General features: G+C 41.9%; 22 protein-coding genes. 10 read left to right on the top strand and 12 right to left on the bottom strand.

The features are described 5' to 3' along the window. Nucleotides 1–289: 289 nt before the first annotated feature. From BMW53_RS21255 to BMW53_RS07530, 4 genes are all read left to right on the top strand, one after another. Nucleotides 290–511: an alpha/beta hydrolase-fold protein gene (locus tag BMW53_RS21255; RefSeq protein ID WP_245749019.1), complete on the top strand. Its 222-nt coding sequence runs from the start codon at nt 290–292 to the stop codon at nt 509–511. Then, nucleotides 489–731 (top strand): hypothetical protein, encoded by a 243-nt coding sequence (locus BMW53_RS21260; protein ID WP_245749020.1) that lies wholly within the window; start codon nt 489–491, stop codon nt 729–731. Before BMW53_RS21255 ends, BMW53_RS21260 begins: the two co-directional genes overlap by 23 nt. A gap of 32 nt (nt 732–763) precedes the next feature. Then, nucleotides 764–2,443, top strand: a complete 1,680-nt coding sequence (locus tag BMW53_RS07525) for a carboxylesterase/lipase family protein (protein ID WP_038554347.1) — start codon at nt 764–766, stop codon at nt 2,441–2,443. Between the two features lie 328 nt (nt 2,444–2,771). Then, nucleotides 2,772–4,064 carry a serine hydrolase domain-containing protein gene (locus BMW53_RS07530; RefSeq protein ID WP_074780436.1) on the top strand — a complete coding sequence of 431 codons (1,293 nt, stop codon included), beginning with the start codon at nt 2,772–2,774 and terminating at the stop codon, nt 4,062–4,064. A gap of 69 nt (nt 4,065–4,133) precedes the next feature. Here BMW53_RS07530 and BMW53_RS07535 read toward each other — a convergent pair whose 3' ends face one another. Next, nucleotides 4,134–4,580, bottom strand: coding sequence for a Dps family protein (locus tag BMW53_RS07535; protein ID WP_038554344.1), 447 nt, complete (start codon nt 4,578–4,580; stop codon nt 4,134–4,136). Nucleotides 4,581–4,687: 107 nt separating this feature from the next. Between BMW53_RS07535 and BMW53_RS07540 the strand changes: the two genes are divergently transcribed. From BMW53_RS07540 to BMW53_RS07550, 3 genes are read left to right on the top strand one after another with little or no spacing between them, the layout of a single operon-like run. Continuing rightward, entirely contained in the window at nt 4,688–5,629 is a 942-nt protein-coding gene (locus BMW53_RS07540) for a hydrogen peroxide-inducible genes activator (protein WP_038554340.1), read from the top strand. Nucleotides 5,630–5,647: 18 nt separating this feature from the next. Further along, nucleotides 5,648–5,953, top strand: coding sequence for a hypothetical protein (locus tag BMW53_RS07545; protein ID WP_038554337.1), 306 nt, complete (start codon nt 5,648–5,650; stop codon nt 5,951–5,953). Beyond that, on the top strand, nt 5,913–6,260 hold the full coding sequence (locus BMW53_RS07550; protein ID WP_051567499.1) for a DUF6686 family protein: 348 nt from the start codon (nt 5,913–5,915) through the stop codon (nt 6,258–6,260). The genes BMW53_RS07545 and BMW53_RS07550 overlap by 41 nt, the downstream gene beginning before the upstream one ends. Nucleotides 6,261–6,439: 179 nt before the next feature. Here the strand turns inward: BMW53_RS07550 and BMW53_RS07555 are convergent, their stop codons facing one another. The 3 genes from BMW53_RS07555 to pflB form a co-directional block, all read right to left on the bottom strand. After that, nucleotides 6,440–7,225: a formate/nitrite transporter family protein gene (locus BMW53_RS07555; protein WP_038554334.1), complete on the bottom strand. Its 786-nt coding sequence runs from the start codon at nt 7,223–7,225 to the stop codon at nt 6,440–6,442. Between the two features lie 180 nt (nt 7,226–7,405). Further along, nucleotides 7,406–8,155 carry a pyruvate formate-lyase-activating protein gene (pflA, locus tag BMW53_RS07560; RefSeq protein ID WP_038563468.1) on the bottom strand — a complete coding sequence of 250 codons (750 nt, stop codon included), beginning with the start codon at nt 8,153–8,155 and terminating at the stop codon, nt 7,406–7,408. Between the two features lie 69 nt (nt 8,156–8,224). Beyond that, a complete protein-coding gene (gene pflB / locus BMW53_RS07565) occupies nt 8,225–10,453 on the bottom strand; it encodes a formate C-acetyltransferase (RefSeq protein ID WP_038554332.1) in 2,229 nt (742 codons plus the stop codon). A gap of 144 nt (nt 10,454–10,597) precedes the next feature. On the opposite strand from pflB, the gene BMW53_RS07570 reads away from it, so the two are divergent. After that, nucleotides 10,598–11,521: a cation diffusion facilitator family transporter gene (locus tag BMW53_RS07570; protein WP_038554330.1), complete on the top strand. Its 924-nt coding sequence runs from the start codon at nt 10,598–10,600 to the stop codon at nt 11,519–11,521. A gap of 126 nt (nt 11,522–11,647) precedes the next feature. Beyond that, nucleotides 11,648–11,863 (top strand): hypothetical protein, encoded by a 216-nt coding sequence (locus BMW53_RS07575; protein WP_038554327.1) that lies wholly within the window; start codon nt 11,648–11,650, stop codon nt 11,861–11,863. 8 nt (nt 11,864–11,871) lie between these two features. On the opposite strand, the gene BMW53_RS07580 is transcribed toward BMW53_RS07575, so the two are convergent. From BMW53_RS07580 to BMW53_RS07615, 8 genes are all read right to left on the bottom strand, one after another. Then, a complete protein-coding gene (locus BMW53_RS07580; RefSeq protein WP_051567498.1) occupies nt 11,872–12,468 on the bottom strand; it encodes a response regulator transcription factor in 597 nt (198 codons plus the stop codon). Further along, nucleotides 12,469–13,167, bottom strand: coding sequence for a hemerythrin domain-containing protein (locus tag BMW53_RS07585; RefSeq protein WP_038554324.1), 699 nt, complete (start codon nt 13,165–13,167; stop codon nt 12,469–12,471). A 107-nt stretch (nt 13,168–13,274) separates the two neighbouring features. Beyond that, complete coding sequence (locus BMW53_RS07590) at nt 13,275–13,994, bottom strand: LytR/AlgR family response regulator transcription factor (protein WP_038554322.1); 720 nt, start codon at nt 13,992–13,994, stop codon at nt 13,275–13,277. Further along, complete coding sequence (locus tag BMW53_RS07595) at nt 13,991–15,079, bottom strand: sensor histidine kinase (protein WP_038554319.1); 1,089 nt, start codon at nt 15,077–15,079, stop codon at nt 13,991–13,993. The genes BMW53_RS07590 and BMW53_RS07595 overlap by 4 nt, the downstream gene beginning before the upstream one ends. A 66-nt stretch (nt 15,080–15,145) precedes the next feature. Beyond that, a complete protein-coding gene (locus BMW53_RS07600) occupies nt 15,146–16,366 on the bottom strand; it encodes an ABC transporter permease (protein WP_038554316.1) in 1,221 nt (406 codons plus the stop codon). A 12-nt stretch (nt 16,367–16,378) separates the two neighbouring features. Further along, nucleotides 16,379–17,131, bottom strand: coding sequence for an ABC transporter ATP-binding protein (locus BMW53_RS07605; protein WP_038554313.1), 753 nt, complete (start codon nt 17,129–17,131; stop codon nt 16,379–16,381). A gap of 220 nt (nt 17,132–17,351) precedes the next feature. Next, complete coding sequence (locus BMW53_RS07610; RefSeq protein WP_038554310.1) at nt 17,352–18,578, bottom strand: efflux RND transporter periplasmic adaptor subunit; 1,227 nt, start codon at nt 18,576–18,578, stop codon at nt 17,352–17,354. A 25-nt stretch (nt 18,579–18,603) separates the two neighbouring features. After that, nucleotides 18,604–19,938 carry a TolC family protein gene (locus tag BMW53_RS07615; RefSeq protein ID WP_081804729.1) on the bottom strand — a complete coding sequence of 445 codons (1,335 nt, stop codon included), beginning with the start codon at nt 19,936–19,938 and terminating at the stop codon, nt 18,604–18,606. Between the two features lie 434 nt (nt 19,939–20,372). On the opposite strand from BMW53_RS07615, the gene BMW53_RS07620 reads away from it, so the two are divergent. Further along, entirely contained in the window at nt 20,373–22,313 is a 1,941-nt protein-coding gene (locus BMW53_RS07620; RefSeq protein WP_038554305.1) for an alpha-L-arabinofuranosidase family protein, read from the top strand. Nucleotides 22,314–22,414: the final 101 nt, after the last annotated feature.

The following is a 22,414-nucleotide window of genomic DNA, read 5'->3' on the forward strand; positions in this document are numbered from 1 at the left end:
TAAATGGTTCTGCTTTATACAGTTGTTTAGTGAAGAAGCAGAGGGCGAATAGCTTGTTTTTAACCGGAAGGTTTTTATCATTCTATAAAAGTCTGTTTTTTTGAATATTTTTAATGTGTCATTTAAACATATTGCATTGTTTGTAGTCAAAAACAAATCATATTTAATATAAAACGGTGAATACAATTCTAAAATTTAAATACGACCCAATTATGAAGAAAAGATAGATGCAGCGCCCGGAAAAGGACATGATGGTTTTTACAAGCCAAATTTTATGGCGTCAAAAACCATGGACCGAAGCTATAAAGCCAATTTTATGGATATCATAAAGTTTGTAGAAGGCAACTATCGCGTAAAAGCAGATAAAGCTAATCGTGTAATTGCAGGCCTTTCAATGGGAGGCCTGCATTCATTCCATATTTCACGATACGATGAAAATACCTTCGATTATGTGGGGTTATTTTCTGCCGCATTAATGCCCCGCGAAGATGCCACCGGAAAAGTTTTATGATGATATGGACGGCACGCTAAAACAGCAGATGGATAATGTTTATAAACTTTATTGGATAGGGATTGGTAAACCCGATTTCCTGTACGATGCAAATAAAGAATACAGAGCAAAGCTTAATAGCATGGGAATGAAATATGCCTATACGGAAACCAACGGTGGTCACATTTGGCGAAACTGGCGGATTTACCTGTCGGAATTTGTGCCACTACTGTTTAAATAATATCTTAACAATTTAACTAAAACCAAAAAATTATGAAGACTAACAGAAGGACCTTTTTTCAAACCATGGGAGCCGGAGCCGCCGGATTTGGACTGGCTTCAACATTACCGCTGGCCTCATGTGCAGCCCCCGCTGAATCTACAGCAGCAGCCGACGACGAGCAAGTTCTTTTTATTGGCGACGATATTGCCATTGCCGACACGGCGTACGGAAAAGTAAAAGGATTTATACTTCGCGGAATAACGCAGTTCAGAGGCATTCCTTACGGCGCTGATACCGGTGGCAAAAACCGTTTTATGCCTCCGCAAAAACCTGAACCATGGAATGACATTAAACCTGCCGTGTGGTGGGGAAATACCGCTCCGCAGTTAATGGATGGCCGTTATGCCAACGCTTATTCTTCGTTTGTTGACCATTGGAATTACGACGATGTAAGCGAAGATTGTTTGCGCCTGAACGTTTGGACACCGGCTCTGGATGATAAAAAACGCCCTGTTATGGTGTGGTTGCATGGCGGCGGTTACACCAACGGAAATGGTATTGAGCAAGACGGTTACATGGGCGAAAACCTCAGCCGAAAAGGCGATATTGTTTTTGTCTCGATTAACCACCGCCTGGGGCCAATCGGGTTTTCTGATCTGTCGGGTGTTGGTGGCGAAAAATATAAACACTCGGGCAACGTTGGTGCGCTTGATATGGTAGCCGCATTGGAATGGGTGAACGAGAACATCGCCAATTTTGGTGGCGACCCTGAGAATGTTACCATTATGGGCCAATCGGGCGGAGGTGCCAAAGTTTGTACGCTTGCCGCCATGCCTGCTGCAAAAGGTTTGGTGCACAAAGCTGTTCCGTTAAGTGGTTCAACCACCGAGGGCATGAATCAGGGCTATGCGCAAAAGCTCGGAGAATATGTACTGAAAGAAGCCGGTTTAAAACCTTCGGAAGTTGATAAATTGCAGGAAATTCCCTGGAAAGAATACATTCTTATTGCCAATAAAGCCAATGAGAGAATGCGTGAAGAAGAAGGTGGAAGCGGATTGGTACGTATCGGATTTGCCCCTGTTGCCGATGGAGTAAATATACCGAAAGGAACATTTTATTCGGAAGCTAATGGTGTTTCTTCGGATGTGCCAATGCTGATCTGTACTACTTTTCACGAGTGGGGAATGGCGCGTACCATGCCCGAACTGGAAAAAATGACAGCTGAGCAGGCCAAAGAAATGTTGAAGGAACGAGCCGGTTTCAGAGGGGGCCTGGGCGACAAAGCACCGGAAGTTTACGATGCCTATGCAAAGGTATTTCCGGATGCCAAACCTATTGAGATTATGACCTTGGTTGCCAGTAACCGAAAAGGCGCGGTTGAAACAGCTACTGCAAAAAGTAATCAGCAGGCCCCGGTTTATATGGCCTGGTTTGGCTGGGAACCTCCCTTGTTTGATAACCGAATGCGGGCCTTCCACTGCCTCGATATTTGTTTCTGGTTTTACAACACCGACCTGATGCTGACACACACCGGAGGAGGTGCCCGGCCCCGTAAATTGTCGGAAAAAATGTCGGATGCGCTGCTTGCATTTATGAAGACCGGAAATCCGAATTGCGAAACTATGCCGGCGTGGCCAGAATTTACGGTGGAGAATGGCGAGGTGATGATTCTGAATGATGTTTGCGAGGCCAAAAATGATCCCGATCGCGAAGCCCGAAAAATGTTGTAAGGCTATAGTCGTAAAAGGATATAAATAAGAGTGAAAGGGCAGCAAGTGTCCTTTCGCTCTACATACAAATTAGCTGCAGTAGCAAGCCCTTGAAAACCTATTGGAACGAGATAGTTTATCTGTGCTGTTTTAACGAAGTTATATTGAATTGTGATCTTTATTGTTCTCGGAACCAGGAAAATGCAGATAGAAATTAATGCGTAGTTTGTATTTTGTACAATAAGTCAGCTTATTCCGTTGAAGTATTTGTATTTTTGGAAACAATAAAATAACAAACAAGTATTACGGCCCATCTGCTGTAGGTAATGGGTTACAAAATTTTAAATCAATGAAAAAGTTTACACTACTTTTTGTTCTATCCCTTTTCTTATTTAGCTTATCCGATGCCCAAACCCGTTCAATATTAAAATCGTCTAAGCTGGTAGAAGCGGCACCCGAAAGTGCCGGTATTTCTGCTGAACGATTGGCTCGTATTGATAAAATGTGTGAAGAGGAAGTGGCTAAAGGTAACCTGCCAGGAATTGTTTCGCTGGTGGCAAGAAACGGAAAGATCGTTCATTGGAAGGCTTACGGAGTTGCCAATGAAAATGGCGATGAAATGAAACGCGATGCTATTTTTCGTATCGCCTCACAAACAAAAGCAATTACTTCAACGGCGGTGATGATGTTGTGGGAAGAAGGAAAATTTCAGCTGGATGATCCGATCTCAAAATACATTCCGGAATTTAAAAATCAGCAGGTTTTAACGAATTTCCGTTACAGCGATACCACCTGGACAGGCGTTCCTGTAAAAAACGAAATTACTGTTCGTCATTTATTGACACATACTTCGGGTATTGGTTACGGAATTATCGATAGCGATGAACGTTTTAAGATGTTATACCAAAAGGCTGGTGTTACCGACCTGTTCACTACAAAAAATATTACCATTAAAGAGAGTGTGAAAAATTTGGCTAAAATGCCATTACACTGCGAACCTGGAACACAGTACAGATACTGCGAAGGGCTTGATGTGTTGGGATATTTCATTGAAGTGGTTTCGGGAATGCCATTCGATCAGTATCTGAAAATACATATTTTCGATCCGCTTGGAATGGAAGACACCTGGTTTTACCAACCCGAAAAAAATATCGATCGCGTAGTTGATGTTCTGCAGGTGGTTAATGGCGAATGGCAAAAATATCCGGTAACTTTCTACGATGCTGATTATCCGGTAAAAGGAGCCAAAACATTTTTTTCGGGAGGTGCCGGTTTGTCGAGCACCGCAAAAGATTATGCCATTTTTCTGCAAATGTACCTGAATGGTGGCGAATACAACGGGATTCGTTTATTGAGCCGTACAACCGTTGATGTTATTCTTTCGAACCAAATAGGAGATCTTTGGGTTGATTCGGATAGCAAATATGGCCTGGCTTTTGGACTGTTAACAGCAAAAGGAGAGAGTAAAGGAGGTATGGGAAGTGAGGGGACTTTCAGCTGGGGTGGTTATTTTAATACGCAGTATTTTGCCGATCCCGGGGAGAACGTAATCGGAATAATTCTGAAACAAACTCAGGGGCCGGTTAACGATGTTACTGGTTGGAAATTCGGCCAGCTGGTATTTCAAGCTATCGATGATTAGTAATGATACAGGAAATGAAAAAAAGCCTCGCAAATTGCGAGGCTTTTGTTTCTGTTTTCTATTGCTTTGTTATGCCAAAAATGATTCCAGCATCCATATTTCTTTTTCAGTATGTCCAATCCAGTCGCTCATTAGTGCAGCAGTTCCTTCGTCGTTGTTTTCTCCGGCAACTTCCAGAATTTCGTGAAAGCTATTCAGGAAATAACGCTGGCTTTCCAAAACACTTTCTACAGCTGGTTTCGCCTCCGAAACGTTAGCTACCACACCCAGTTTTGCCGTTTTTGTGTAGTCTTCGAAAGTGTGCAAAGGCTGGCCTCCCAGCATTAAAATACGCTCTGCAATTTCATCCACAACTTCTGATGCCTGGTTGTAGTATTCTTCGAAACGGGCGTGCAGCGCAAAGAATAACTGGCCTTTAATGTTCCAGTGTAAACCGCGCAGGTTTTGGTAATGAATTTGATAATCTGCTAATAACTGATTCAATTTCTCTACTGTAAGCTGATTTTTTGCTTTCATAATAATTAATTTTTAAAGTTTTAATTTTTGTTCTTTTGTTTTAACACCACAAATATACTATTAGCAGTATTTATTATATTTATGGTGTTATTAGTAATTCTTATGCTATGAATATCGTACAACTGGAGTATCTGAAAGAAATTTATGTATCTGGTTCCTTCTCGTTAGCTGCCGACCGGCTGGGAGTTACACAGCCCGCCTTGAGTTTGCAAATACAGAAACTGGAAGAAGAGCTGGATTTCAAATTGATCGACCGCACGAAACGGCCCTTTCAATTTACTGATGAGGGGAAAGTGTTTTACGAAAAGTCGCTGGAAATTTTAAAGCAGATTGAAGCGTTGAAACAGATTTCCATCAATATAAGCGAAGAAGTGAGCGGTAACCTGAAAGTCGGGATTATTCCCACGCTGGCGCCTTATCTTGTTCCGCTTTTTATTCATCAGTTGGGTAAAGATTATCCGGCTTTGCAGCTGGAAATATACGAGCTGAAAACCGAGGAAATCATCGATGAAATTAAAATGGGCGATATTGATTGTGGCATTATTTCTACGCCGGTTTCGGCAACAAATATCTCTGTAACACCACTGTTTTACGAGCGGTTTTATGCTTACTTGTCGGAAGATCATCCCTTATTTGAGCAGGATGCTATCGATATCAAATCAATCAACCCGGAAGAGATCTGGTACCTGGAGGAGGGGAATTGTTTTCAGAATCAGGTGAATTCGATTTGCCAGATCAATCCGCAAAAGAAAAACAAACAACGGCTGGTGTACCACAGTAACTCCATTGAATCGTTGCGGCGTATTGTGGAGTATAAAAGTGGCCTGACTTTTATTCCCGAGTTGGCAACAATAAATATTCCGGCCGGGCAGGAAGAGCTAATCAAGGAAATCGTGCCCAACGAACCTGTTCGCGAAATCAGCCTGATAACTGCCAAACGTTTTGCCAAAGAACGGCAGGTTGATGCCTTACAAAAGGTTATTAAAAGCAGTATTTCGGCACGCATGCTTAAAAAACCCGAAGGCAAAACAGTGGATACACTTTTGTAATACCAAATTGACCACAAAATGCCGCATATAAATTTGTTCTTTTCCGTTTCTACTGCGTTGAAAAACTATAACGTAGCCCCAGCTATGCTAAAATTTTTCGCCTTGTACAAACAGAAAATAACCGGCATATCCAATACGGCATTTTATAATCAAATTGGTATAAATTATAGTGATGCTCTCACTCAAAGTGAGGGTATCACTACTAAAAAATCACAAGTTCTTGGGATTGATTTGTATTTCGTTTTGCGCTTATTTTGTGTTGTATCAAAGAAAAGTTCAGCAAATGGAAGTACTAATAGAAACACAAAATGGGAAGATTTTTAAATGCGTAAAATGCGAAGCTATACATGTTGAGTACAAAAATCTAAACTTCAATCTCAAGGAAGAAGACTTCTGGAAGTTTGCCAGTTATATCCAAAATCTTGATGGCGAAGAGTGGATATTGCGGAACAAAACATCAAACTTTAAGCGAAAAATTATTATTCCCGTTGGCAGTCATATCTTTAATGCATTGCTTGATAGCAAGGAGCTGAATGAGCTGAGAAGCTTGCTTAATTTTAAGAAAGATTCAGCGTTTTTTCAGCAAACCATAAAAGCTGGTGGGCTGGAGTTTACCTCGCATTTAAACTAAAATCGTCGGTTGCTATATTTTCCATTGATAAAATGTCATGCTGAACTTGTTTCAGCATCTGTTCGAGAGGAAGCTGTATTTATTAAACAGAATCCTGAAACAACTTCAGGGTGGAGTATTTAATGTGACTTTTTTTGAAAATTCAGAAAGTTAAGATGAATCATTATCCCAGATTTTTGCTATTTCTCTTTGGCATAAGCATACCAGTACAAAGTGCCAACAAAAAAGCCGCCTCCAACAATATTTCCAAGTGTTGCCGGAATCAGGTTTTTTACCACAAAGGTTACCCAGCTAATATCTACTCCTTCAAAAATGGCCAGAGGAATAAAAAACATATTGGCAATACTATGCTCGAAACCCATGGTAACAAAAGCCATAACGGGCCACCAGATGCCTAAAATTTTTCCGCTGGTATGTTGCGCCGACATGCCCATCCACAGTGCCAGACAAACCAGCCAGTTAGCGCCAATCCCTTTTAAAAATGTAGTGAAAAACGGATTGGAAATTTTTCCAATGGCAATCTTTTCTACCATATTTATCCAGGGGGCGGCATTGACCAAATGGGTGAGGTGCACCAAAAAGTAGGCAACAAATACAGCGCCTACAAAGTTTCCCACATAAACCAACGACCAGTTGCGAAGCGGTGCGGTCCAGCGTTGTTTGCCACTAAATACATTGGGCATGAAATAGGCGTTGTTGCCGGTAAAAAGTTCGGCCCCGGCCATAACAACAATCATTAGTCCAACGGGGAACATGGCCCCCATAAGAAACTTCGGGATTCCCGGGTTTTCAGCTCCTATTTCCGGAACACCGCCACCAACCAAAATTGCCAGCAGTCCGCCAAAAGCAATGTAAGCTCCGGCTAAAAATGCCAGTGTCAGTATTTTTTTTGCCGAGTAGCTGTCTTTTGCAATGGCCAGTTTTCCGGCCTGGTTAATTATTTCTTTTGGTGAATATAAACTCATGGATATTTCTTTTTGCGATACCTGATGCCAGAACTAGATACTAGTACTGGATACTAGATACTAGTACTGGATACTAGATACTAGTACTGGATACTAGATGCTGGATACTAGATGCTGGATTCTCGATACTTTTAACTTGTTGTGGCTTTCTTTTGCGGTTACTGTTTTTTTGCCTTTTACTTATTTCACAATTACGTCTTTAAAATGCGGTTTCAGCATTTCAAAAGCCCGTTCGATTTGCTCGGGCGTATTCTCTTTTATTTCTTTAAACTGATAATCCATTCCCAACGATTCCCACTTGTAAATTCCCAGTTTGTGGTAGGGGAGTATCTCAAGTTTTTCCAGGTACTTATTCCCGGAGAAAGTTTCGATTAACCAACGTAACGATTCTTCGCTGTCGGTGTAGTCGGGCACGAGCACGTAACGCAGCCAGTACGGTTTTTTACTTTGTTCACGAAGTTGAATATTCTCCAACAACCGACCAAGTCCTTTTGCTCCTGTAATCGTTTTGAAACCTTCTTCAGTTGTGGCTTTCACATCAAACATTACGAGGTCGGACAGTTCCGAAATCAGCTGTTTGGCTTCCGGTATTCGTATCAATCCGTTGGTGTCGATATTGGTGTGAATACCTTCTTTTTTCAAGGCTTCAAAAAAGGGAATCAATACCTTACTTTGTAACATGGGTTCTCCTCCCGAAACCGTTACTCCGCCATCGTCGCCAAAGTACGTTTTCATATTTACGGCACGTTTTACCAGGCTCTCCATTTCGGTTGGTGTTCCGCCTTTTAAGGCAATGGTATCCGCATTCTGGCAGTATTTACATTGCAGGTTGCAGCCCTGTAAAAATACCACCAAACGAATTCCCGGACCATCGTGTGTGCCAAACGATTCGATGGAATGGACGATTAATTTATTTTCAGTTGAAGACATACTGTTTAACACAAAAGCATGCCAGCAGTTTAAACCGGCCGGCATGCAAGTGTAGTATTTTGTGAAAATTTACATTGTTTCGTGGAACGAGCGCGTAAGCACTTCCTGCTGTTGTTCGCGGGTTAAACGAACAAAGTTTACGGCGTAACCCGAAACCCGAATTGTTAGCTGCGGGTGATCTTCAGGATGCTCCATAGCGTGAAGCAGCGTGTCGCGGTCGAGCACGTTTACGTTTAAGTGCTGGGCGTTGCAGCCAAAGTAACCATCAAGCGTGCGAACAAGGTTTTCAATACGCATTTCAGGTGTTGCTCCCAGCGATTTAGGTACCACAGAAAGGGTATTCGAAATACCATCCTTCGAATCTTTATAATCGATTTTGGCCACCGAATTCAACGACGCAATTACTCCGTGTGTATCACGTCCGTGCATCGGGTTAGCTCCCGGCGCAAAAGCAACGCCTTTCGCACGTCCGTCGGGAGTAGCTCCGGTTTTCTTTCCGTAAACCACATTCGATGTAATGGTTAACACCGACATGGTTGGCATGGCATTTTTGTACACCGGAAGTTTTTCCAGCTCCAGGTTAAAATGCTCCACCACATCGCGGGCAATGTGGTCAACACGGTCGTCGTCGTTACCATATTTCGGGAAATCGCCTTCGATTTCGAAATCTACAGTCAGGCCGTTTTCATCGCGAATTGGTTTTACTTTGGCGTGTTTAATGGCCGAAAGCGAGTCGGCAACAATCGATAATCCGGCAATACCGTACGCGATATTAATTTTCGGGTTGGTATCGATAAGCGCCATCTGGGCTTTTTCATAGTAGTATTTGTCGTGCATAAAGTGGATGATGTTCATCGCTTCGTTATATACACGCGCCACTTCTTTCATGGCTATTTTAAAGTTGGCAATTACCTTGTCGTAATCCAGGTATTCCTCTTCAATAAACGGAATCCCATCCACCATTTGCGTTCCTGTATTTTCGCAGCGGCCACTGTTAATGGCTAAAAGCAATGTTTTGGCCAGGTTGGTACGCGCTCCAAAAAACTGGATGTGTTTTCCAAGCTCCTGCATCGATACGCAACATGCAATTCCATAGTCGTCGCAATTTGAGCTGGTACGCATCAAATCATCGTTTTCGTACTGAATTGATGAGGTTTCGATGGATACTTTGGCGCAATAATCTTTAAAACCTTTTGGCAGGTTTTTCGACCAAAGAATAGTTATGTTTGGCTCAGGCGACGGCCCCAGGTTGTAAAGCGTATTCAGGAAACGGAACGATGTTTTGGTTACTTTGCTACGTCCGTCGATGAGCAAACCACCAATACTTTCGGTTACCCAGGTTGGGTCGCCGGCAAAAATCTGGTCGTAAGCTTCCATGCGCAGGTGGCGAACCATTCGCAGTTTCATTACAAACTGGTCGATGTATTCCTGTGCATCGGTTTCGGTGATTTTTCCGTCCTGAATATCTTTTTCAATAAAAATATCGAGGAACGATGAAACACTTCCCAACGACATTGCAGCACCGTCTTGTTCTTTAACCGCTGCAAGGTAGGCCATGTAAGTCCACTGAACGGCTTCCTGTGCATTTTGTGCCGGGCGCGAAAGATCTAAACCGTAAATGTTACCCATTTCAATCATGTCGCTCAAAGCGCGGATTTGCTCCGAAACTTCTTCGCGCAAACGAATGGTAGCATCACTCATCGGGCCGGTAATTTTTTGCAGATCCTCTTTTTTTGCTTCAATCAGGCGGTTGATACCATACAAAGCTACACGGCGGTAGTCGCCAATAATTCGCCCGCGGGCATAATTATCGGGTAAGCCTGTTAGGAAACCCAGCGAGCGGAATTTCCGGATTTCATCGGTATAGGCATCAAAAACACCGTCGTTGTGGGTTTTGGTGTATTTGCTAAAACTCTCGTGAATGATCGGGTTGGGTTTTAAACCGTGTTCCGATAATGCTTTTTTAACCACGTTGTAACCTCCGTAAGGTTTCATGGCACGTTTTAGCAACTTGTCGGTTTGCAAACCAACAATCACTTCGCTTTCTTTGTCGATGTATCCGGCCTCGAAAGCCGTCAATCCCGAAACTACATTTACATCCACATCGCGTAAACCATTGTTCTGGCGCTCTTCTTTAAGGGCTTCTTTGCAGATATCCCATAATTTGCTGGTGCGCGCCGTGGGGCCTTCCAGAAATTTGTGATCGCCGGTATACGGGGTGATATTTAAAGTTACAAAATCTTTCACTTCAATGACTTTACACCATCGTCCTGTTTTGAAAGTGTTTTCTAAATCCATAAACTAACCTTTTACAATAAAACAATAACTAAACCAATTTATCCTACAAAAATAGTAGTAAATAACGATTAATAATATCCCTATTAATAGGGATTTGATTTAAACTATAATTGTTAATATTTGTATTACTTTAAAACGAAAAAAATGGCAGGTCATCATCACGATCATGGGCATCATCACCACCATAATCACGAAATAAGAGGGAGGAAATTACTTTGGGTAACGGTTTTAAATCTTTCGATTACCATTGTGCAGATTATCGGTGGAATTATTTCCAATAGTTTGTCGTTACTATCTGATGCACTGCATAATCTGGGCGATTCGTCGGCAATTTTTATTGCGTTCCTGGCGGGTAAACGAAGCCGCAAACCTTCGGATGAACAAAAAACCTTTGGGTATAAACGCGTTGAAATACTGGCCGCTCTTTTTAACGGAGTGGTACTGATTGGCATTTGTTTGTACCTGTTTTTTGAAGCCTACGAACGGTTTGTAAATCCTGAGCCGATAAAAGGCAAAATCATGTTTATTGTGGCAACCTTTGGTTTGCTGGCCAATCTTATTTCGGTTTTTGTGCTGAATAAAGATAAAGACCATAACCTGAATGTACGCGCTGCTTACCTGCATCTACTGGGCGATACCTTTTCGTCGGTAGCCGTAATTATTGGTGGTATTGCCATCTGGAAATTCGAAGTTTTCTGGATCGATCCGTTGATTACCGTTCTGGTGGGGATTTATATTATTTATCACACCTGGGATGTGGTGAAGGAGACGGTAGATATTTTAATGCAATCGACACCCACAAATATTGATTTGGGAAGTATAAAAGAGGAAGTTGAAAAGATTCAGGGGATCGACAATATTCATCATATTCATGTTTGGAAACTCGATGATACCCAGATTCATTTAGAGGCGCATATTAATATGGAAAGCAACATTAGCATGTTGGAGTTGATGGAAGTTCGCGCAAAAGCCGAGAAACTGCTTCACGATAAATTTGGCATTGAGCACATAACGCTGCAGGCCGGTTACGAATGTTGCAGCAATAATGCGGAACTGCTTGCACATTAAGAGATTAATTTGTCTGAATTCCCCTTTTTAAGGTAGTGATCTTGAATCAAAATCATCATTTTACGCGATTGTCAGCCCGTTAAAAAACACTGAATTTTACAGGGGCAATTTTAAAACGACAAGCGTATGATTTTTTCATTTATATCGTCACTCACGGTTAACTCATCGCAAAACGAATTGGTGTCGTCGGTATTTATCGATTTTTCATTTTATCTCATCATTGCAGGGTTAGTCGGGTGGGCCTTATTCCGAAAAGAAAAAGGAAAATACATTAGCAAAGCCTTGATAACCATAATGATTGTAGCTCCTTTGCTCTTTCTTATTTTAAAGTGGGGAAAATAATGAAGCTTTTATTCGGTAAAGCCATCAACATCGATTAAACCGTTGGCCACAGCATAAATAACCAGTGCGGCTGTTGATTTTACGCCAATTTTATTACTGATGTTTTTGCGGTGCGAAATAACGGTGTGGATACTGATAAACAGTTGTTCAGCAATTTCTTTATTCGATTTTCCGGTGGCCAGCAGCTTCAGTACATCTACTTCTCTTTCGCTTAAGGTATTGTCGATGTCGTTGTTTCCGGCAGGTGTTGTTTTAAACCGTTTCGAAATAATCTGTGTAATGGTTTCGTACCTGTCGGTAATAAAAATATTATCGGCAAAATTATCGTAAAGCGTGCGGTCGTAGTGGTTGGAAATCAAACCCACAACATTGGTTTTATGATAAAGCGTGAGCAGGTTGTTCAAATTCTTTCTCGAATTGTTTAGGGTAACCGGATTAATGAATACAATTTTAAAAAGATCGGATTGCCCGAATCTCAATGCCTCTTCCAGCGTGTCGGCAAACGACAGTTCAATGCTGTCTTTCATTTGATGCAGAATGGCAGCAATTCCTTCGCGTATAATTGCCGAAGGTTCGATGATCAGTATTTTACAGCGCGTTCCCAATTATACGAGGCCTTGTTTTTCAAGTTGTTCCACCTGCGGAATTAAAATCTCATTCTCAATTTTTGAATGCGTTTGCAGATCTGCATCTAAATCGAAGAGCGCAAATAATATTTTACGTCTCAGGTTGTTGTCAGCCTTTTGCGGAAGATGCTCGATAAGCAGTTTTTTTACATCGTCGAGTTTTTCCTGAATATCATCGTGATGTTCGCGGTAATCAATCACCGAATAATTCCCGGCGGCGTTGGCCTCAATCAGGTTTAAAATGTACGGGAAAACGGTGTGGTTTTCATAATCAAAATGCTGGTCAACTTCGTGTTTGTAATCATTAAAAAAACGCTCAACAAGCTGCATTTCCGGTTTTTGGCTGAATTCGCTCATCAAATGAATGTTCTGAATAATCTCCGGGAAAACCTCTGCCGAATAATAGGCATGCGATTTCATCAGGTAATTTACGACCTGTTTAATTTCAGGAGCGCTGAAATTCAAATCCTGATGGTACGAACTGTCGATGTTAAGATTGGCCACCATTAAAAATACTTTGGGGCTGATATTGTTTTCTAGGCAAATTTCCTCAACAGTTTTTTCACGAACGCCTAACTTTATTTCAAACCGCTCCAACACCAGGATTAACTGTGGGTGGCTGAAAAGCAGTTTCGACATTTTTGTGGTTTTCTGAATTTGTTCCTGCTTTAATCCCATGGATAATAATTTGACGACAAAATTATAAATTTTATTTAGACAGAATTAAAATAGTGCGAAGGAGATGAAATTTTTAATACAACTGGATTATCGCTCAGGATATTCTGTTATAGGAAATTATTTTTTACAAAATTATTGAAGTTGTCTTTGTACTGGTCGCTTACCGGAATGTAAACTTTTCCAAAAACAATCCGGCTTCGTTCAATAGTGTCTATCTTTTCGAGGTTTACGATAAACGAACGGTGAACGCGCATAAATTTCCCTTCAGGAAGTTTGGCTTCAAGTGCTTTTAGCGAGCTTAACGACATAATCGGTTTTGCCTCGTGCTGAAGAAATACTTTAACATAGTCTTTTAAACCTTCAACGTAAATAATGTCGTTAAAATTAATTCTGCGGATTTTGTATTCCGATTTCAGAAACAGAAATTCGTTATTCGAATCCACTTCATCGCCTTTTTTATCGGCGCGTTCGTAAGCAATTTGTTTTTTTGCTTTTTCGGCGGCTTTATAAAACTCTTCGTAACTGAATGGTTTTAAGAGGTAATCAATAGCATCGAGTTTAAAACCCTGCAGTGCGTATTTTTCGTAAGCCGTTGTAAAAATAATTTTTGGTTTGTTGGTAAGAATACGGGTAAATTCCAGACCACTTAAATCGGGCATTTCAATGTCGAGAAAAATAAGATCCACCTCGTTCTGATCCATAAATTCCATGGCATCGATGGGATTATCAAAAGCACCCGCCAGTTCCAGTGTTGGCGTTTTTTCCACATAAGAAGTTACCAGTTGAAGTGCAAGAGGTTCATCGTCGATGGCAATTGTTCGTATCATTTTGCGGTATCTATTTCAAGTTTTACGCTGAATATATTTGTTGAAGATTCGATGTATAAATCGTATTTTCCGGCGAATAAAAGTTCCAGTCTTTTTTTTACATTTTCGAGTCCGATTCCCGAATGGTTTTCCTCCCGCTTTTCTGTTTTTTCTTTGGCCACGCTGTTCTCGCAGCTGAAATATACTTTTTCAGCTTCTGTTTTCATTTCCACCTTTATAAACGATTTATCGCGGTAACTAATTCCGTGTTTAAATGCGTTTTCGATGAATGGAATAAAAAGGAGTGGCGGTATTTTCAGGTCGTTCTGTTTACCGGGAAGATCGATGTGGATATCGACCTTTTGCGATACGCGTAACTGCATTAAATCAATGTAATGACGCATAAATTCTACCTCGGCCGAAAGCAGGGTTTCGCCGTGTTCCGACTCGTATAAAAGGTAGCGCATCAGTTTCGATAGTTTTAAAATGGCAGCCTGCGCATCGTCGGTATTTATGGCTACCATCGAATAAATATTGTTCAGCGTGTTAAAGAAAAAGTGTGGGCTTACCTGGTTTTTCAGAAAGGCAAGCTCCGAGTTAAGTTTCTCTTTTTCCAGTTCTTTCTGGCGTTTTTCGCTGGCCGTATATTGCTCAATGGCACGTAAACCAATTGAAAAACCAACAATAACAATGGCCAGCAGGCTAAAGCCATAAATTTGCATGAGCTTAAATGGCGGGCGCTGAAATCGTTGCTCGTTGCGTGCCTGCTCTTCAATCGACTCGGCAATTCGTCGGTCGCGCTCCGGATTATGAAAAATATGATTAGAGTAATCGAGCACAAAATAAAAGCAAACAACAACAGCAAGGGCCAAAAGAAAGAACAATGCCTTTTTATGGTTCATATAGAACTTTGGAACGAGCCAGAAATAGTTAATATAAAATATAACGCCTATAATAAAGGCATTTACATAAAAACCCCAGGCAATAAAATTGTTGTTTCCTGAATAACGGCTTATTATAATTTGCGGTAAAATAATTAAAACCAGCCACACCAGCAGGTGCATTATAATGGGAAGACTATGTCGTTTTGCCTGAAGTTTGTTCATTCTTAGTGGTTTTCAACAAAGTTAAATCAATTGTTAAATAAAATGCAGCCAAAGCAAATTTTATATTTATTCGTGTCGTATGGCGTCAATCGGGTCGAGGTTAGCAGCTTTTCGTGCCGGATACCAACCGAAAAATATGCCAATTACGCTACAAACAAGGAACGATAAGGCTACTGCCTGCGTGTCGATAACAAAAGGCATGTCGAGGGCAAACGATGCAAGATAGGAGAGCCCTGTGCCAAAAATTATACCAATTATTCCGCCTAAAATACTTAGCAGAACGGCTTCAATCAGAAACTGCATCAGGATGTCGAAACCTCGTCCGCCAACCGACATGCGCAGCCCGATTTCTTTGGTGCGTTCGGTAACCGATACAAACATGATATTCATAATTCCGATACCGCCAACCAGCAACGATATTCCTGCTACAGCTCCTAAAAGCAGAGTCAGCATATCGGTTACCGATGAAACCATTTCCACCATTTCGGCCTGCGAACGTACCTCGAAATCATCGTCGTCGCCTTCCTGTAATTTGTGTTGCCGACGTAAAATTGTTTCAATTTCTGCGATGGCTGCCTCCGACTGTTCTTCGCTTACTGCCGATGCATAAATCGATTGAATGTGTGTAATGGCCAGCATTCGTCGCTGAACCGATGTGTACGGGGCAATAATCATATCGTCCTGGTCCATTCCCATGCCGTTTTCACCTTTCTCTTTTAAAACGCCAATTACCTTAAGCGGAATGCCGCCAAAACGAATGGTTTGTCCGATGGGGTCGACATTGTTGTTGAAAACATTTTCAACAACAGTTTGCCCAACAATGCACACTTTTGCCAGCGATTTAATTTCCTTTTCGGTAAAAATACGTCCGTCTTTCAGTTCGTATTTCCGGATATCGAGGTACGAGGCATTAACACCATAAATAGTCGTTGGCCAGTTGTTGTTGCCGTTAACTGCCTGTCCGCTGGTGCTTACCTGTGGCGATACTTCGGTAATGTTTTTTGCTTCTTTCCGAAGTGCATCAATGTCTTTTAGGGTAAGCGATTTTGTATTTGAATTCCCCATCATAACTCCGCCACGACGTTGCTGACCGGGCATTACAAATATCATATTGGTGCCCATGTCCGACATTTCCTCGCGAATGCTCTGCTTCGATGATTCGCCTATGGAAAGCATCGCGATTACCGAGCCAACACCGATAATAATACCAAGCATGGTCAGTATTGCTCTGAATTTGTTACGTTTCAGGGCGGTGGTTGCTATTTTTGTGAGATTTGTGTAGTTCATTTTTCGCTGCTTTTAAGATTCATAATCTTCATCTACCGGAAGTGCTTCGATCAACTGTGTCGCATTAAATCGATCGGTTACCGCCGATTCTTTTTGTATCCGGCCGTCACGGAAAACGATGTTGCGTTTCATAAAACGGGCAATGTCCGATTCGTGTGTTACAAATACAATGGTTTTGCCGTTGTCGTTTAACCGCTGGAAGAGTTCCATAATTTCGTAAGAAGTCCGGGTGTCGAGGTTACCTGTCGCCTCGTCGGCAAGGATAACCACCGGGTCGTTCACCAGCGAACGGGCGATGGCCACACGCTGCTGCTGACCACCTGAAAGTTGGTTGGGCATGTGATCCATCCGGTCGGCCAGGCCCACCTGCTCCAACGCGTAAATGGCACGTTCTTTTCGTTCTTTCGATTTTACTTTTGAATTATAGAAAAGTGGCAGTTCCACATTTTCCAGAGCCGTTGTACGCGGCAGGAGGTTGTACGACTGAAAAATAAATCCCAGTTTGTTATTGCGCAATCCGGCCAGCTGGTTCTTGTTCATTTTTCCCATGTTTACTCCATCCAGGTGATATTCGCCATAGCTTGGTTTATCCAAACAGCCAAGAATATTCAGCATGGTAGATTTGCCGGATCCGCTGGCTCCCATAATGGCCGCAAAGTCTCCTTCGTAAATTTCCATATCAACTCCACGAAGTGCATGTACGGTCATTTCTCCTACATGGTAATCTTTTCGCAGTTCTGATACTTTTATAATTGCTTTACTCATTTTTTTCTTTTTTTTGATTCTGGATTCTGGATACTTGATTCTTGATACTTGATACCGGATGCTGGTTATCCGAAATTGCAACTTGCAACAGATCTCTCCTCGTTCCTCGTTGTGATGACAGTAACTTTTGCTCCCGATGCTTCGATCTGGATTTCGTCCGGTTAAACCGTCCTTAACTTTATCCTTTTGCCTTTATCCTTTTTCCTTTTTCCTTGAATTCCTATCTTCTTCCCGGAGGGCCTGGCATAAATGGATTGCCGCCTGATCTGGCTGCTGATTCATTTGCTCCTTTTTGTTCCATGCTGAGCAGAACCTCCTGTCCGCTTTTTATTCCCGAAAGGATTTCAGCGTTAATGTCGTCGTTCATTCCTATTTTAACCGGAACAGGATGAATATTGGTGCCTTCTTTTACCCAAACCATTGTTGCATCGCTTGGTGCTTGTTCAGGCATACTTCCCATTTCAGGAGGAGTTTGTCCTTCCGGCATTTCAGGTTTAGCCTGTTGGCTCATGTAGCTCATTAGTAGTTTTTGGTCGGGATTAAAACGAAGTGCTTTACTTGGAACCACCAGTATATCGTTTTTCTCCAATATAAAAACCTGAATAGTGGCTGTCATTCCCGGCATCAGTTTGTAATCCGGGTTTGGCGCGTCAATAATAATGGTATAGGTAACTACATTGTTGGTAACAGTTGGCTCCCAACGCAATTGAGTAACTTCTCCTTCAAAAGTTGTTTCCGGATAGGCATCCACAGTGAATTCAACACGTTGTCCTTCTTTTATATGGCCTATGTCGGCTTCATCAATGTCGGCCTCAACCTGCATTTGCGTAAGGTCGTTGGCAATGGTAAAAAGGGTAGGCGTGTTAAAACTTGCTGCAACAGTCTGTCCTTCTTCAACTTCTTTGTTCAAAACCACTCCGTCGATAGGCGAGTAGATCAGCGCATAATCCAGATTGATCTTATTGCGTTTGTGTTGCGCCATAGCATTGTTGTAACTGGCTTTTGCTTTGTTTAAATTGTAAACCAACTGGTCGAAATCAGTTTGTGAGATCAATTGTTTGTCGTTCAACGGCGCCATACGGTTGTAGGTAGCCTGCTGGTAATCGAGTTCCGCTTTTGCATTGTCTAACGTTGCCTGACTTTGCTCCAATTGTGCTGCCAGGTTTGTGGTATCGATTTTTGCCAGCAACTGGCCTTTTTTTACATACGAGTTGTAGTCAACAAAAAGTTCATCTACAATTCCTGAAACCTGTGTTCCCACTTCAACGGTTGTAATGGCTTCCAATGTTCCGGTCGATTCCACAATAGTACTAATGTTTCCTTTTCCTGCTTTTGCGGTTTGAATATCGATCTGACTTATATCAACCTTATTAGGTTTTAAAACTAATGCTGCCGATACCAGAACGATAAGCAGTAATGCGATAATGATGATTGTTTTTTTCTTCATGATATTTCGTTTTAATTATTTCGGTTTATAAAGTGATTGGATTGCCCTGGTAGAAATCAAGGATTTTATAGCTGAATATCAGGTTGAATTTTGATTGTAACAGCTGACTTTCTGCCGTGATCAGGTTGTTTCGCTCGAAAAGGAAATCAACCGAGTTGATCAGTCCGTTATTGAATTTTTCCTGCGCCAGTTGGTACGATTCTTCGTAAGATGAATAACTCTCCTGGTTGGCTTCAAATTCAATCTGTGCCGAAAGCACATCAACACAAGCTTGTTCAATCTCTTTACGTAATTGGTTTTTGGTATCAATTTCCTGTAATTCTGCATTGCTGTAACCAATTTTTGCCTGTGCTACACTCGTTTTAATCTGCTTTTTCTGGAAAATAGGAATGGATACTGAAACGCCAACCGATGGTGTAAACTGATCGCCCAATTGTCCGAAATAATTGGATGTATTGTAGCTCGAATATCCGGTTGACAAACCTGCATCGGCACTGATGGTTGGATAAAAACCGGCCGCTGCAATTTTTTCATTCAGCGCAGCACTTTCTTTTTGGTACTCGGCACTTTTAATCTGTGGTTTAATGGCCAGTGCAGTGGCATAAACATCTGATGCAACCGGAGTAAGATTTTCATTTGCTAATTCCTCCAGGTTCGGACGAAGCACCTCAAAGTTGTCGTCAACCGGTAGCTCCATTAACTGCATCAAACTTACTTTTGAAATGGCAAAGTTGCTCTGCGCATTGGCTAAACTCAGTTTCTCGTTTGCCAGTTGCGATTTTACCTGCAGGTAATCGGAGCGTGAAATAATGCCGGACTGTAAACGGGCTTCCGACAGCTTCAGTTGCTCGGTAGTAGCGTCTAACTGGTTTTGTGCATTTTTTACATTCTCCTCTAAAAACACAACCTGCAAAAAAGCATTTAAAATGCTCAGCGAAATTGACTCTTTTATGGTTTCCGAATCGTAAATTCCACTTTGCATATCTAATTCGGCCTGTTTAATCAGGTTATTCAAACGTTGTGCGTTGTAAATGGTAACGCTCGAGTTTAATCCGTAACTGGTATTGTTGTTTCCTGAAAAATCAGAATCGCCGGTAAGCAGATCTTTCGATTTCGACCAGCTAAAATTCTGGCGTGCCGAAGCACTTAACGAAGGAAGTTTGTTGGCTTCCGCCTGATTTTTGTTCAATTCGTTCGATGCATTGGTTAAAATGCTCTGGCGCACCGAAACGTTTTGCGTTAGGGCGTAATCGATACAATCGTTTAGGCTCCAGGCTTTATTTGTTGTGCCGTTTTGTGCAAACAACAAAGTCGGAAGACTAACCGCGATTACGAAGAAGATTGATTTTATTCTATTCATAGCTTTTTATTATTTATTTCGGGTATAAAGCTACTGGTGCCGAATTGCTTAAAAGAATAGAATAGAAGAACTGGCTGATTTTATCGACGGATTGTGAAAGTTTACGTAGGGTGATTCTGATGATGGAGCCAACTGAAGCTTTTCTTTTTTTTTCGGCGCAATTAAATATGGGGCATATGCATCTGTTTTTATCCTGTAAAAAGTGGTTGGAGTTGAATTTGTGATCTTTTTTGCTGAAAAACTATTAGCTCCGGCTATCGAATATTTGTAATTTCGTTGCCATTAACAACGTGAAAATTGTGTGGATTTATAACAATTTATATTTGAAGAAGATGTTTCGCCCCGGATCATCGTAAAAAATATAGCTGTTCGCGTAGTCCTCCCGCAGCCTTTTTGCGTCATAATAGTAGAAAGAAATACTAAAACCAAAATAGATGAAGTTAAGAGCGATTATTTTTCTGATGGCCATTTGCAGCCAAAGTTTGTTTGCCCAAAAGAATTTTGTAGTTGATGTAAAAGAAACGGGAGCCGAAGTACAACCTGACATGTACGGGGTGTTTTTCGAGGACATAAATTTTGGCGCCGATGGCGGCCTTTATGCCGAGTTAATTAAAAACCGTTCGTTCGAGTTCGACCAACCATTTGTGGGCTGGTTGCCTTTCGGAAATGCAGAAGTGAAAAATGAAAATCCTTGTTTTGATCGTAATCCGAATTATGTGCGTTTGAACGAAACCGGTTTGCGACGTGGAACCGGACTTGAAAATAATGGTTTCAGAGGAATTGGCTATAAAAAGAACGATACCTATCGTTTTTCGTTTTACGCCCGCTCGTTGGATGGTGGCGAAAAGAAGTTCGGAATTGAGCTGGTAAGTTCAGGTGAAGAAGTTATCGGCAGGGGAGAGATTCTTGTTTCGGGTAACAGCTGGGAAAAATACCAGTGCATTATAAAATCGAATGCTACCGATGCAAAAGGTAAAGTGCGTGTGGTTTTGAGATCGGCCGGTGAAGTTGATCTGGATCACATCTCGATGTTTCCAACCGAAACGTGGAAAAACCGTGAGAACGGTTTGCGCAAAGATTTGGCAGAAGCGCTTTACGAATTAAATCCGGGTGTATTTCGTTTCCCCGGCGGATGTATCATTGAAGGAAATACACTTGAAACCCGCTACCAGTGGAAAAACAGCGTTGGCCCGGTTGAAAATCGTCCGCTGAATGAAAACCGCTGGAATTATACCTTTAAACACCGCTTTTTCCCCGATTATTACCAAACCTACGGTTTAGGATTTTACGAATACTTTTTACTGAGCGAAGACCTGGGAGCAGAACCACTGCCGGTAATTAGTTGCGGTTTGGCTTGCCAGTACGAAAGCACCGAGTGTGTACATGTTGATGATTTGGAACCCTATATTGAAGACGCAGTAGATTTGATTGAATTTGCCAACGGACCGGTTGACTCGGAGTGGGGAAAAGTACGCGCCGAAATGGGGCATCCCGAGCCGTTCAACCTGAAATACCTGGCCATCGGAAACGAGCAGTGGGGCGAAGGATACGTAGAGCGGTTGATTCCGTTTATGGAAGTATTGCGTGAGAAACACCCTGAGATTAAAATCATCGGAACAGCAGGCCCTACACCCGACGGAGAGAATTTTGATTTTCTGTGGCCAAAAATGACAGAGCTGAAAGTTGACCTGGTTGACGAACATTATTACCGCAGTCCGGAGTGGTTTTTGGCAAACGCCGAACGCTACGACAGTTACGACCGCAACGGACCAAAAGTATTTGCCGGCGAATTTGCTTCACATCACGAAACCCGCGATAACAACCTGCGTGCAGCCATCTCGGAAGCTGCTTTTATGACCGGTTTGGAACGCAATGCCGATATTGTTCAGCTGGCAACTTACGCGCCGCTATTTGCACATTACGATGCCTGGCAATGGAAACCCGATATGATTTGGTTTGATAACCTACAGGTGGTGCGCACGCCGAATTACTATGTGCAGCAAATGTATGCGCACAACACCGGAACGAACGTATTAAATATTACTGCTGACGGTGCGAATATTACCGGACAGGATAGTCTTTACGCCAGTGCCGTAATCGATGAAAATACTTCTGAAGTGATTGTGAAAGTGATAAATGCTTCGGATGAGGTGCAGGATATTGATATTGACTTGAAAGGACTAAAGCATTCAATTGAAAAGGCTGAAGTGAAAATAACCTGTTTACACAGTAACCAACCCGGCGCAATTAATACACGCGAAGCACCGAATACCCTGGTGCCTACGCATTCATCGGTTTGGGCTGATGAAAGTGGCTTTAAACTGAAAGTTCAGGGAAATGCATTTTATGTGTGCCGTGTAAAAATTGGCAAATAGAAAAATACGATTCGAAGAATTGTAAGAATCAATAAAATTAGAAATGTTTTTCTAAGCATTACGGAAGCTGATCCTTATGGTCAGCTTTTCTGTTTGTATAA

It is taken from the genome of Draconibacterium orientale, from assembly GCF_900111425.1.
GTDB classification, from domain to species: domain Bacteria; phylum Bacteroidota; class Bacteroidia; order Bacteroidales; family Prolixibacteraceae; genus Draconibacterium; species Draconibacterium orientale.